Here is an 11,667-nt window from a genome sequence, read left to right as displayed (position 1 = left end):
GCCGGCGTACGGCCGCGCGTACCGCGCCGCCCTCGCCGTCGACGTCAGGAGGAGCGAGCGTTGACCGACCAGACCGCGCTGGAACAGGAGATCGCCGTCGAGCAGCGGCACCTCGACCGGGTGTACGCACGCCTGGCCGAACTGCGCCGGTCGGCGATCCGCGCGGAGAAGGAGGGCTACCGGCTGGCCCGGGTCGGCAACTTCGGCGCCCTGGTGGAACGGGACGCGATGGTGTTCCACGCGGCGCAGCGTCGGCACCTGTTCGACGCCGAGCACGAGGGGCTGGTGTTCGGCCGGCTCGACCTGCGCGACCGGCAGGTGCTGCACGTCGGCCGGCTCGGCATCCGCGACGAGAACGCCGCCACCCTGGTGGTGGACTGGCGCGCCCCGGCCGCCGCCGCCTTCTACCGCGCCACCCCGGCGCAGCCGCTGGACGTCGTCCGGCGCCGCATGATCCAGTCGAGCGGGGAGCGGGTCACCCGCATCGAGGACGACCTGCTCGACCCGGGTGCCGCCCCGCCGGACATGACGGTGGTGGGTGACGGCGCCCTGCTGGCCACGCTGTCCAAGGCGACCGGGCGCGGCATGCGGGACATCGTCGCCACCATCCAGCGGGAGCAGGACGAGGCGATCCGCTCCCCCGGTTCGGGGGTCACGATCGTCTCCGGCGGTCCGGGGACCGGCAAGACGGCGGTCGCCCTGCACCGGGCGGCGTACCTGCTCTACGCCGACCGCAGCCGGTACGCCGGCGGCGGCATCCTGGTGGTCGGGCCGTCGGCGGTCTTCGTCGAGTACATCGCCTCGGTGCTGCCCTCGCTGGGCGAGGACACCGCCACGCTGGCCTCGCTCGGCGCGCTCTTCCCCGGGATGCGCGCGACCCGCACCGACCCGCCGGAGGTGGCGGCGGTGAAGGGCTCACTGCGGATGCGGCGGGTGCTGGAGCGGGCCGCACGTGACGCGGTGCCGGGCGGTCCCGGCGAGCTGCGCCTGCTCTACCGGGGTGAGCTGCTGCGGATCGACCGACGCGAGCTGGACGCGATCCGGGACCGGGCGTTGCCGCGCGGCGCGCGGCGTAACGAGGTCCGCCGGGCCGGCTTCGACGGCGTCTTCGCCGCGCTCTGGGCGCAGGCCCGGCGGCTGGGCGTCCCGCGCCTGCCGGAGCAGCGCGCGTTCGAGGACGAGATCGCCGAGCGGCCGGAGTTCCGCGAGTTCCTCAAGGCGTGGTGGCCCCGCCTGCATCCGCGCCACGTGCTCGGGTGGCTGGCCCGCCCGGACCGGCTGCGCCGGTACGCGGGCGGGGTGCTCTCCGGCCGGGAGATCCGGCTGCTCACCGACGCGTACCGGACGTTGGACCACCAGGGGCTGACCATCGCCGACGTCGCGCTGCTGGACGAGCTGGACGCCCTGCTCGGCAAGCCGATGAAGCCGGCCCGGCCGAAGCGGGACCCGTTCCAGCTGGCGGGCGGGGTACGCGAGCTGAGCACGTTCACGGAGCGGCAGCGCGCCGCCCGGGAGGCGGCCCGCCAGCGCCCGGAGGACTACCGCGAGTACGCCCACGTCGTGGTTGACGAGTCGCAGGACGTCTCGCCGATGCAGTGGCGCATGATCGGTCGGCGCGGGCGACTCGCGTCGTGGACGGTGGTGGGCGACCCGGCGCAGACGGCGTGGACCGGCGACCCGGACGAGCTGGTGCGGGCCCGCGACCAGGCCCTCGGCCGCCGCCGCCGGCAGCACTTCACGCTCACCACCAACTACCGCAACTCGGCCGAGATCTTCGCCGTGGCGGCGGCGGAGATCCGGCGGCTCGACCCCGACCTGCCGCTGCCCACCGCCGTACGGTCGACCGGCGTCGACCCGGTGGAGCTGGTCGTGCCGCCGGCCGAGCTGGAGACGTCGGTGGTGGAGGCGGCCAGTGCGCTGCTCGCCGAGGTCGCGGGGACGGTCGGGGTGATCACGCCGGTGCCGCGCCGCGACGAGGTCGCCGGGTGGCTGGGCGGGCTGGGCGCGCCGCGCCTGCAGGTGGTGACGAGCCTGGAGGCGAAGGGCATGGAGTACGACGGGGTGGTGCTGGTCGCTCCGAGCGAGATCCGGGCCGACGCGGCGTCGGGCGTACGGACCCTGTACGTGGCGCTGTCCCGGGCCACGCAGCGGCTCACGACGGTCGACCCGACCGGCTGAGGATCGGGTGGCCGATCTCAGTTGCATACATAGCGATGTGAGCATAGATTGGACGCGGGTCCGGACGGGTGACGGAAGGTGTCCGCGTGGGCGCAGGTCATGACCACCACCACGGGTCGGTCGCAAACGCGGCGCAACGGCACCGCGGACGCCTCTGGGCGGCCTTCGCCCTGCTCGCCACCCTGATGGTGGTGGAGGCCGTGGCCGCGTTCCGCACCGGCTCGCTGGCCCTGCTCAGCGACGCCGGACACATGTTCACGGACGTGCTCGGCATCGGCATGGCCCTGGCCGCGCTCACCGCCACGCGCCGGACCACCGGCGACCCGCAGCGCACCTTCGGCCTCTACCGGCTGGAGGTGCTGGCCGCGCTCGCCAACGCCGTGCTGCTCTCCGGTGTCGCGATCTTCGTGCTGGTCGAAGCCGTCCGGCGCTTCGGCGACCCGCCGGAGGTGCAGACCGGTCCGATGCTCGCGGTGGCCGTCCTCGGCCTGCTCGCCAACGTGGGCGCCTTCGCCCTGCTGCGGTCCGGCGCCCGGGAGAGCATCAACGTGGAGGGCGCCTACCTCGAGGTGCTGGGCGACCTGCTCGGTTCGCTCGGCGTCATCGGCGCCGCCCTGCTGATCGCCGCCACCGACTGGTGGTGGGCCGACCCGCTGGTCGCGGTCGCCATCGGCGCGTTCATCCTGCCGCGCACCTGGCGGCTCGGGCGGGCGGCGCTGCGCATCCTCGTCCAGGCCGCCCCGGAGCACCTCCAGGTCACCGCCGTGCACGACCGGCTGGTCGCCGTCCCGGGCGTCACCGAGGTGCACGACCTGCACGTCTGGACCCTCACCTCCGGGATGGAGGTGGCGTCCGCGCACCTCACCCTGGCACCCGGTGCCGAGGTCGGCACGGTCCTCGCCGCCGCGCGGACGGCCCTGCGGGACGAGTTCCGCATCGAGCACGCGACGTTGCAGATCGAGCCCGGTGCGGCCCCTGGGAGCTGCGGGGCGGTTGAGTGGTAACGGACACATCCGTGATCTGAGCGGCTATTGTCCATTGATGTCGGATTAGGCGGTGACCACACGGACACCGTCAGTCACATCCGCTGCACCTGCCCCAACCGTCCCGGTAGGCTCTGTTCCGGCCTCCGCCAGGCGGCACGCACCGGTGCCGGCGGTGGCCGCCGCCTAATCGCCCGCAGGGCGAGCCGGGGAACCAGGTACCGGGGGTGCATCCGCGTCGAGCGGTAGGGATCTTCCGTCCCGAACCCGTCAGCTAACCCGGTCGGCGGCTGACGGAAGGACATGTGGACAGATGCCAGAAGTGGCACCCGTACGACGACGCGCCGCCCGCGTGGCGGCCCTGCTCAGCGCGGCGCTCACCCTCGGTCTCGCCGCCACGCCGGTCGCCCCCGCGGCGGCCGCTCCCCCGGCCCGCCAGGCCGCCGCACCCGGCGACCCGGAAGGCGGCACCCCCGCCCTGCGCGCCCAGCTCGAGGCGGCCAGCAAGGGCTTCCTGGACGCGAAGCGGGCCCTGGACACCTCGGTCAAGCGCCAGCAGCAGCTCGCCGAGCAGCTCAAGACCACCGAGACCCAGCTCACCGAGCGGACCTCCCGGGTCGGCCAGATCGCCGGCCTCGCCTACCGCACGGGGCGGCTCGGCACCGCGTCGGCGCTGCTCAACAGCACCTCGCCGGAGGGCTTCATGGACCGGGCCGCCGCGCTCGACGCGGTGGCCGCCAACGAGGACCAGGCCCTGCGCGAGCTGCTGGAGACCCGTGAGCAGGTCAGCAAGGCCAAGCTCGCGGTGGAGGTGGAGATCACCGAGCAGCGCAAGCAGCAGGCGGTGATGGCCAAGCGCAAGCAGCAGGCCGAGAAGGCGCTGACCGTCGCGAACTCCCGGGCCGAGGCACCCGCCGCCAGCCGGAGCGCGTCCCGGACGGCCGCACCCGCCCCGCGTAACTCGGACGGCTCCTGGCCGTCGGAGTCGTGCAGCGTCAACGACCCGACGCCCGCGAACGGCTGCATCACCCCGCGCACGCTCCACGCGCTCAACCAGGCCAAGGCGGCCGGGTTCACCCGCTACGTCTCCTGCTACCGCTCCGGCGGGTCGGGTGAGCACCCGAAGGGCCGGGCCTGCGACTTCGCCGCCCAGCAGAACGGCTTCGGCGGCGACGCCACCGGCGGCGACCGGACGTACGGCAACAACCTGTCGGCGTTCTTCGTCAAGAACGCCGACCGACTCGCCGTGCTCTACGTGATCTGGTACCGGCAGATCTGGCTGCCCAGCAGCGGGTGGAGGTCGTACAGCGGGGCGGGCGGCGACCCGTCCAGCGACCACACCAACCACGTGCACCTGTCCGTGTACTGACGCCGCTCGGCCCGGTGCCCTCCCGACAACGGAGGGCCCGGGCCGCCGTCGTTCAGGCGGCCGGCGGACCGGCGTCCAGCATCGCCCCGAGCCGGCTGGCGAGGCCGAGGTGGGCCGACCGGGCCTGCGCGAAGGCGTACCCGAACAGTGGCGCCGGCGCGGCGAGGGTGATCTCCACGTCGATGCGGACACCGTCCGGCTCGGCCTCCAGCCGGGTGCGGTTACGGACGGTCGTCGCCGGCCACTGCCGGGCGACGGTCACCACCTCGTCGGCGGTGGCGACCAGCACGTCGGCCCGGTAGGTGACCGGCAGGCGCACCGGCCCGACCGCGAGCCGGTCGGTGATCGCGTAGCTGGCGTGGGCGCCGGAACGCGGCCGGAGCCGCCGGACCCGCACGATCAACGGGTGCAGGTCCACCTGCCGGACCGGGTCGGCGAGCACCTCGGCGGCGACCGCCGGTGAACAGCGAGCCTGGACGGTGTAGCTGAAGGATCCTCGCCTGAGCACGCCGTCTCCCCACCGTCGTCGCCTCGCCAGATCGTCGCCCACCCGCACGGGTGCTGGCAACGTCCGACCCGACACCTTGGGGACACCCGGAATTCACCCACCCGCCCGACTACGGTCGGCTGATGGGGTACGACGGTCCGTGGTGGACGACGACCCGGGTGGGAGGCGATGCCGGTGAACGAGCACGTGATGGTCTTCGCGCCGACGCCGCGGCTCACGGTCACGGTCGACCAACCGAGCGAGGCCCCCGAGCTGCACCTGCACCCGGGTGGCCAGGGTGTCTGGCAGGCGCGCATGATCATTTCGCTCGGGGTCGACGTGGTGCTCTGCACGGCGCTCGGCGGTGAGGTCGGCCAGGTGCTGGAGCCGCTGCTGGTCAGCGAGGGGGTCGACCTCAAGACGGTGGTCCGCGACTCCGGCGGGAACGGCGGGTACGTGCACGACCGCCGCGAGGGCGCCCGCCGGGAGGTCGTGGACGTACCGGGTGAGGCGCTCGGCCGGCACGAGCTGGACGAGCTGTACAACCTGGCCCTCGGCGAGGGGCTGCGCGCGCCGGTCAGCGTCCTGAGCGGACCTCACCAACCGCACCTCGTCCCAGCCGAGCTCTACCGGCGCTTCACGGCCGACCTGCGGGCCAACGGCGGCAAGGTGGTCGTCGACCTGGCCGGCGAGCACCTGGCCGCCGTGCTGGACAGCGGCGTCTTCTTCCTCAAGGTGAGCCACGAGGAGCTGATCGCCGACGGCCGGGCCGCCGGCGACGACGAGGACCAGCTCGCGCGGGCGATGTACGACCTGCACGCGGGCGGCGCGGAGAACGTGGTGGTGAGCCGCGCCGCCGAGCCGGCACTCGCCCTGGTCGACGGCGAGGTGTTCGAGGTGGAGATGCCCCGCCTCCAGGCCGCCGACCCGCGCGGGGCGGGCGACTCGATGACCGCCGGGGTGGCCGCCGTGGTGGCCCGGGGTGGCGACATCCGGACGGCGGTCCGCACCGGGGCCGCGGCGGGGGCGCTGAACGTGACCCGGCACGGGCTCGGCACCGGCCGGCTCGACTCGATCCGGGGGCTGGTGGAGCGGGTCCGGCTGGTGCCGGCGGGCAGCCGCCAGCAGGAGCGTACGACCCCGGACGAGCTGGCGGACCGGGCGGCCGAGCGATGACCGTGCGGGTGCTCATCACCAACGACGACGGGATCGCCGCACCCGGCATCGCGGCACTGGCCCGGGCCGCGGTCGACCGGGGCCTGGACGTCGTGGTCGCCGCGCCCCGCGAGGAGGCGAGCGGCACGAGCGCGGCGATGACCGCCGTGGAGCGGGACGGTCACGTGGTGGTCGATGTGCATCCGCTGCCCGGGCTGGACGGGGTGCCGGCGTACGGGGTGGGTGGCTCGCCCGGCTTCATCGCGCTGATCGCGGTGCACGGGGCGTTCGGGCCGCCGCCGTCGGTCGTGCTCTCCGGCGTGAACCGGGGCGCCAACGCCGGCCGCGCCGTGCTGCACTCCGGCACGGTGGGTGCCGCGTTCACCGCCGCCGCCAACGGCTGCCGGGCGATGGCCGTGTCCCTGGACGTGCTCTCCGCCGGCGAGGCCACCGCCGTCAGCGGCGGCGCGGCGGTGGCGGCGGCCGCCCGGGTCCGGGACGCCGAGCGGCACTGGTCGACGGCCGCGCACGTGGCCCTGGACCTGCTGCCCCGGCTGACGGCCGGGCCGGTGGAGAGCGTACTCAACGTGAACGCCCCGGACGTGCCGCTCGCCCGGCTGCGGGGCGTACGCCGGGGCCGGCTGGCCAGTTTCGGTCAGGTGCAGATGACGGTGGCCGAAGCGGGGCACGGCTTCGTACGGACGGCGCTGGAGGAGCCGGGCGAGGCGGCGCAGACCGGCACCGACGTGGCGCTGCTCGCCGAGGGGTACGCGTCGGTGACGGCGGTCCGGGCGGTCACCGAGGTGCACGACATCGACCTCACCGGGCTCGACCCGGACTGACCGGCCCTCGTTTCCTCACCGGGCTCGGCCCTCGCTTCCGCAGCGGGCTCGATCCTCGCTTCCGCGGCGGGCTCGATCCTCGCTTCCGCGGCGGGCTCGGCCCGGCCTGAACGGCCCTCGCTTCCGCGCGGCGGGCTCGGCCCGGACGGACACCGGACGGACACTCGCTCAGGCGCCGGGGAGGACCTCCGGGGCCGGGGTGCCCGCGTAGTAGGGCTCGGGGGCGCCGAAGAGCCCGAGCAGGCCGGTCACCCAGAGCTGCCGGTGCACGAACCGGCTCGGCTCGGTGACCACGAGCTTGACGCCGCTCACCTCGGCGGTCTGGAAGCCGGCGACCATCGCGCTGATACCGACCGAGTCGATGAAGGTCACCAGCCGCATGTTCAGCTCGATGCGGGCGGGACGCCCCTTGGCCAGCACCTCGGCGATCGCCTCGCGCACCTCGTACGCGGTGTCGACGTCGATCTCGCCGCGCGGCGCGATCTCGACGACACCCCCGGACTGCACCGACTTCACGATCGACAGGCTCACGCGAGCACCTCCACTCGCCCGTCCGACGGGCGCCTCATCAGTACGCGGGCCGCGACCGAGAGTATTCCTCCGACGCCCTCGGTCGCCACCCCTCGGGATGAGCAATTCTTGTGGTCCGGGGCACCAAGCCGCCTATATCCGGACATTTCACCTTCTGTTTCCCAACAATCAACCGTCGCTGACGGCCGCCGAACCAGGGTAGCGGGCTTCGGCCACTCCGGCCGCAACCCGACCTCCCGGGCGTGCCCGCCACCCGGCGCCCACCACCCGTGACCTGCGGTCCGCCACCCTGCGACGGCGCCCGCCGGGCGTCAGAGGGCCGCGTGTCGCCCGCCAAGATCCGGACAACATCCGGGACGCTGTCCCCTCCGAGGGCCGGTGATGCCACTACTTCCGGGAAGTTGCGCGTGGACGACTCGGCCGGGTTGTTTCGTGTGCCTAGCATCGGCGGGCAGGACGGTACCGCGACGGAGAGGACGATCGATGATCCGGAGACTTGCCGCGCTGGCCGGGGTCGGCGCGCTGCTCGCCCTCATGCTGGCCTGCGGCTTCGGCGGCGGCGGGGACGACGACGATGACGACGACGACGACTTCGCGCGCGGTGTGACGGCGGCGGTGGTCACCCTGCGCTGACCCCCGGTTTGCGGCATCCCGTCCCGGGGCAATGCCGGACCAGGAGGACCGTGACACGCCGGAGAGACGCCGAGTCCGAAGTGGCCGCCGGCTTCGGCACCCCGAGGAGGTAGACATGTTCGGAACCAAGCTGCTGGACCGCCGTGGCAGGCCGGAGCGGATCGCGGATCAGGCGTGGCAGCACCTGGTCTCGGCGGTCAGCTCCGCGGGGGACAGCGTCCGTGACACCGCCCGTTCCGCCCGCCGGGGCGGCACCGACCTGGCCGACGACGCCAGCGACCTGGTCGGCGCGGCGGCCGAGGAGGCCCGGCGTCGGGCCACCCTGGCCTTCGACGCCCTCGCCGGCCGGCGGCCGGCGCTGCCGTGGACCCTGCTGATCAGCGCCGCCCTGGTCGGTGCGGCGATCGGCTGGGCCGCCGGCACCGCGGCGCGCGCGGTGGGCAGCCGCTCGGACCGGTCGGTCGACGACATCGAGTTCGTCGACGTGGACCGGCCCAGTTCCCCCGCTAACCTGGACGGCTGAGCAGAACGCACCGGACGGGCCCCGGACGACGCCGTCGTCCGGGGCCCGCGCTGCCCCTCGCCGGGAGGCGCCGGATCGACGGCGGTCAGCGGGCGGTGCAGGTCGGTGACGACGGGGGGTTGTTCGTCGTCGTCCAGCTCGCCAGGAAGCCCACGGTGCTGGTGGCGCCCGGGCCCAGGTTTCCGTTCCAGCCGGCGTCCCGGACCGAGACCGTCGCTCCGGACTGGGTGTGGGTGCCGCCCCAGAGCTGGGTGATCCGTTGACCGTTCGGGAAGGTCCACCCGACGGTCCAGCCGGCGATCGCCGACGTGCCCGCGTTGCGGACCACCACCTCGCCCTGGAAGCCGCCGGACCAGGAGCCGGTGATCCGGTACGTGGCGGAGCACACGCCCGGCGGAGGCGTCGTCGGCGTCGGGCTCGGGCTGGGGCCGGTCGGCGTCGGGGTGGGGCCGGTCGGCGTCGGGGTCGGGCCCGTCGGCGTCGGGGTCGGGCCCGTCGGCGTCGGGGTCGGGCCCGTCGGCGTCGGGGTGGGGCTGGTCGGCGTCGGCGTCGGGGTGCCGCCGAGCCGGTCGGCGACCAGGATGCCGCGGCCGTTGGTGCCGAGGTACACGCGGCCGTGGACCCGGGGGTCACCGGTGAGCGCCTCGCCCGCGTTGCCGTACTGGTGCCTGTCGTCGTTGATCCGTACCCAGCTCGCGCCGGTGTCGTCGGACCGGAAGACGCCGTGCTGCCCGTCCACCGTGCCGATCAGGAAGACGGCCGGGTGGGTACGGCCCGGCGCCGCCCGGCCGAAGCCGACGTTGATCGAGGTGGACACACCGGCCAGCCTGGTGAAGCTGGCGCCCGAGTCGGTGGAGCGCCACAGGCCGCCCGCACCGGCCAGCCACAGCTCGCCCTCCCGGCCGGGTACGGCCTTGCGCTTGACGTTGCCCGTCGGGAGTCCGCTCGCCGCCGACGCGGTGAAGCTGGCCCCGCCGTTGGTGCTCGTGTACAGCCGGCCGTCCTTGACGGCGTAGAACCTGTTCGGGTTCACCCGGTCGGACTCGACGGTCGCGTTCACCGGCACGCCCGTGGACGGCGTCCAGGAGGCGCCGAAGCCGACCGTGTGGACGACCTGCTGGCCGGCGTCCCCCGGCGCCCAGACGAACCGGCTGCCGTCGGCCGCCGCGGCGACCGTGCCGCCGTTGTTGACGCCGCCCGGCTCGCCGCCCTGGAACCAGTTCGCCCCGCCGTCGGTGGAGAAGGCGACATGGCTGTCGTTCGGGCGGTCGGCGTCGGTGAAGTTGCCCGCCCGGACCATGACCGAGGGGTTGGCCTCCGCGTAGTCCAGGCTGGTGGTGCTGGTGAAGACCGGCTGGGTGAACATCGTCGACGGCACCACGTCGAGGTTGGTGTGCCGGAAGCCGCCGATGTCGCCCAACGCGCTGACCAGCGGTGCGCCGGAGGGCGGGCTGACCAGGTCGAGCACGGCGGTCTCCTCCAGCCCCTTGACCATCGGCCGGATGGTGAAGGTGCCGCCGGTGTCCCACTTGGTGAGGTCGGTGCTGCCGTAGATGGTGGCGCCGGTGCCGTACAGGAACCGGTCGGAGTCGTGCGGGTCGATCTCCACCGACTCGTTCATCCAGCCCAGCTTCGGCGCCTCCTCCGGTGGCGACGGGTTCGCCCCGAAGGTCAGCCACGGCACCGAGCTGATGTCCATCGTGTACTTCCTGGCCCGGTTGGGGTAACTGCTCCAGTCCCAGATCCGGCTCCAGGTGGCGCCCCCGTCGGTGCTGCGCCAGAAGACCGCGTCCGGCCACCAGGAGATCTGGGTCGCGACCAGCAGCGTGTTCGGGTTCTTCCGGTCGATGGTGAGGCCGCTGTAGCCGAAGTAGTCGTCGGCGCTGGTCGAGGGGACCGGGCTGATCCGGGTCCAGACGCCGGTGGACCGGGTGAACTTCCAGACGTCACCCTTACCGCCGTCGTACGGGCCGCCGGTGTCGCTGGTCGCGATGTAGAGGTGGCCGCCGGTGTGGTCCACCACGCCCTTGTGGGCGAGGTACCCGGTCGGTTGGCCGGGGATCCGCTCCCAGGTCGTGCCGCCGTCGGTGCTGCGGTAGACCGGGTTCTCCTTGTCCGCCACACCGACGTAGACGGTCCGCGTGGCAGCCCCCGACGTGCCCGTGGCCCGGTCGAAGGCGACCCAGGTCAGACCCTGGTTCTGGCTCTGGTAGCCGCTGGTGTCGTTGGGTCGGCGACGTAGTTGCCGGCGTTGGGGAAGCTGGTCACCTTCGCCCAGGTCGCGCCGTGGTCGGTGCTGCGCCACAGCCCGTTCCCGCCCTCGGCGGCGTAGTAGACGACGCTGTTCCGGTTGGGGTCGACGGCCAGCCGCTCCCCCATGCCCCGGCCGGGCATGTTGCCGCCGTTCTTGAACGGCAGCTCGAACGCCTGCCAGGTGGCGCCCTTGTCGGTGGAGCGCAGGATCGCGCCGTTGTTCGGGTCCCAGCTGTTGGTGTACATGCCGACGGCCGCGTACACCCGGTTGGTCTGCACCGGGTCGGTCGCGACGCTGACCACACCGTTCCAGCCCCACCGGTCGGCGCCGACCCAGTCCAGCAGCGGCGTCCAGGACCCGGTGGCCTGTTCCCAGCGGTACAGCCCGCCGATGTCGGTCCGGGCGTAGATCAGGTCCTTCTCGGTGGGGTTGAAGACGATGCCGGGGACGAAGCCGCCCCCGTCGATCCGGACGTTCTTCCAGGCGTACGCCTCGGAGGGTGGCGCTCCGGCGGCGGTGAACGGCACCGCCACCACGGCCACGGCGGCGGCCAGGGTGGCCACGACCGCGCCGGCGAGACCCTTGCGCATGCTGCGGTTCCTTCCCGGGAGGGGGACGCCCCGGCGGGCGGGTTGACGCGCGTCCGGGGGCGGATGTTGTGCTCCGACCGGAGCTGCCCCGGCTCCGGCGCGCTCGGGGAGACGGCTCCCGC

The 11,667-nt window shown here is 73.9% G+C and carries 11 protein-coding genes and 1 riboswitch; of the genes, 7 read left to right on the top strand and 4 right to left on the bottom strand.

Annotated features, from left to right (window positions below; genetic code table 11):
- The first annotated feature begins 60 nt into the window (after positions 1 to 60).
- From ACN26Y_RS14995 to ACN26Y_RS14985, 3 genes are all read left to right on the top strand, one after another.
- The gene (locus tag ACN26Y_RS14995; RefSeq protein WP_155330862.1) at positions 61 to 2,178 is read left to right on the top strand and encodes a HelD family protein; all 2,118 of its coding nucleotides are present in this window, start codon (positions 61 to 63) and stop codon (positions 2,176 to 2,178) included.
- A gap of 86 nt (positions 2,179 to 2,264) precedes the next feature.
- Complete coding sequence (locus tag ACN26Y_RS14990; RefSeq protein ID WP_155330861.1) at positions 2,265 to 3,182, top strand: cation diffusion facilitator family transporter; 918 nt, start codon at positions 2,265 to 2,267, stop codon at positions 3,180 to 3,182.
- A gap of 152 nt (positions 3,183 to 3,334) precedes the next feature.
- Positions 3,335 to 3,466, top strand: a riboswitch (cyclic di-AMP (ydaO/yuaA leader).
- A gap of 17 nt (positions 3,467 to 3,483) precedes the next feature.
- The gene (locus ACN26Y_RS14985; protein WP_196255909.1) at positions 3,484 to 4,530 is read left to right on the top strand and encodes a coiled-coil domain-containing protein; all 1,047 of its coding nucleotides are present in this window, start codon (positions 3,484 to 3,486) and stop codon (positions 4,528 to 4,530) included.
- Between the two features lie 52 nt (positions 4,531 to 4,582).
- On the opposite strand, the gene ACN26Y_RS14980 is transcribed toward ACN26Y_RS14985, so the two are convergent.
- The gene (locus tag ACN26Y_RS14980; protein ID WP_155330859.1) at positions 4,583 to 5,038 is read right to left on the bottom strand and encodes an SRPBCC family protein; all 456 of its coding nucleotides are present in this window, start codon (positions 5,036 to 5,038) and stop codon (positions 4,583 to 4,585) included.
- Between the two features lie 168 nt (positions 5,039 to 5,206).
- Here ACN26Y_RS14980 and ACN26Y_RS14975 point away from each other — a divergent pair, with 168 nt between their 5' ends.
- Both ACN26Y_RS14975 and surE read left to right on the top strand, forming a co-directional pair.
- The gene (locus ACN26Y_RS14975) at positions 5,207 to 6,193 is read left to right on the top strand and encodes a 1-phosphofructokinase family hexose kinase (RefSeq protein ID WP_422734847.1); all 987 of its coding nucleotides are present in this window, start codon (positions 5,207 to 5,209) and stop codon (positions 6,191 to 6,193) included.
- Positions 6,190 to 7,014 carry a 5'/3'-nucleotidase SurE gene (gene surE / locus ACN26Y_RS14970; protein ID WP_155330858.1) on the top strand — a complete coding sequence of 275 codons (825 nt, stop codon included), beginning with the start codon at positions 6,190 to 6,192 and terminating at the stop codon, positions 7,012 to 7,014. The genes ACN26Y_RS14975 and surE overlap by 4 nt, the downstream gene beginning before the upstream one ends.
- Before the next feature lie 168 nt (positions 7,015 to 7,182).
- Here the strand turns inward: surE and ACN26Y_RS14965 are convergent, their stop codons facing one another.
- Entirely contained in the window at positions 7,183 to 7,545 is a 363-nt protein-coding gene (locus ACN26Y_RS14965) for an STAS domain-containing protein (protein ID WP_155330857.1), read from the bottom strand.
- A gap of 483 nt (positions 7,546 to 8,028) precedes the next feature.
- Here ACN26Y_RS14965 and ACN26Y_RS14960 point away from each other — a divergent pair, with 483 nt between their 5' ends.
- Together ACN26Y_RS14960 and ACN26Y_RS14955 are read left to right on the top strand one after the other, a co-directional pair.
- Positions 8,029 to 8,178, top strand: coding sequence for a hypothetical protein (locus ACN26Y_RS14960; RefSeq protein WP_155330856.1), 150 nt, complete (start codon positions 8,029 to 8,031; stop codon positions 8,176 to 8,178).
- Positions 8,179 to 8,293: 115 nt separating this feature from the next.
- Complete coding sequence (locus tag ACN26Y_RS14955; RefSeq protein ID WP_422734846.1) at positions 8,294 to 8,701, top strand: hypothetical protein; 408 nt, start codon at positions 8,294 to 8,296, stop codon at positions 8,699 to 8,701.
- 85 nt (positions 8,702 to 8,786) lie between these two features.
- On the opposite strand, the gene ACN26Y_RS14950 is transcribed toward ACN26Y_RS14955, so the two are convergent.
- Positions 8,787 to 11,006, bottom strand: coding sequence for a cellulose binding domain-containing protein (locus ACN26Y_RS14950; RefSeq protein WP_422734845.1), 2,220 nt, complete (start codon positions 11,004 to 11,006; stop codon positions 8,787 to 8,789).
- A complete protein-coding gene (locus ACN26Y_RS14945) occupies positions 10,889 to 11,545 on the bottom strand; it encodes a WD40/YVTN/BNR-like repeat-containing protein (protein ID WP_422734844.1) in 657 nt (218 codons plus the stop codon). Before ACN26Y_RS14945 ends, ACN26Y_RS14950 begins: the two co-directional genes overlap by 118 nt.
- Positions 11,546 to 11,667 lie beyond the last annotated feature (122 nt).

This window comes from Micromonospora sp. WMMD558, from assembly GCF_049315255.1.
Taxonomy (GTDB): Bacteria; Actinomycetota; Actinomycetes; order Mycobacteriales; family Micromonosporaceae; genus Micromonospora.
The sequence above is the reverse complement of the archived record's forward strand: the minus strand, read 5'-3'. Positions and strand labels throughout refer to the sequence as shown.

Excerpts from the sequence above, each read along its gene's own strand:
- ACN26Y_RS14975 (WP_422734847.1), top strand. The coding sequence starts at position 5,207 with ATGCCGGTGAACGAGCACGTGATGGTCTTCGCGCCGACGCCGCGGCTC.
- surE (WP_155330858.1), top strand. The coding sequence starts at position 6,190 with ATGACCGTGCGGGTGCTCATCACCAACGACGACGGGATCGCCGCACCC.
- ACN26Y_RS14955 (WP_422734846.1), top strand. The coding sequence starts at position 8,294 with ATGTTCGGAACCAAGCTGCTGGACCGCCGTGGCAGGCCGGAGCGGATC.
- ACN26Y_RS14960 (WP_155330856.1), top strand. The coding sequence starts at position 8,029 with ATGATCCGGAGACTTGCCGCGCTGGCCGGGGTCGGCGCGCTGCTCGCC.
- ACN26Y_RS14945 (WP_422734844.1), bottom strand. The coding sequence starts at position 11,545 with ATGCGCAAGGGTCTCGCCGGCGCGGTCGTGGCCACCCTGGCCGCCGCC.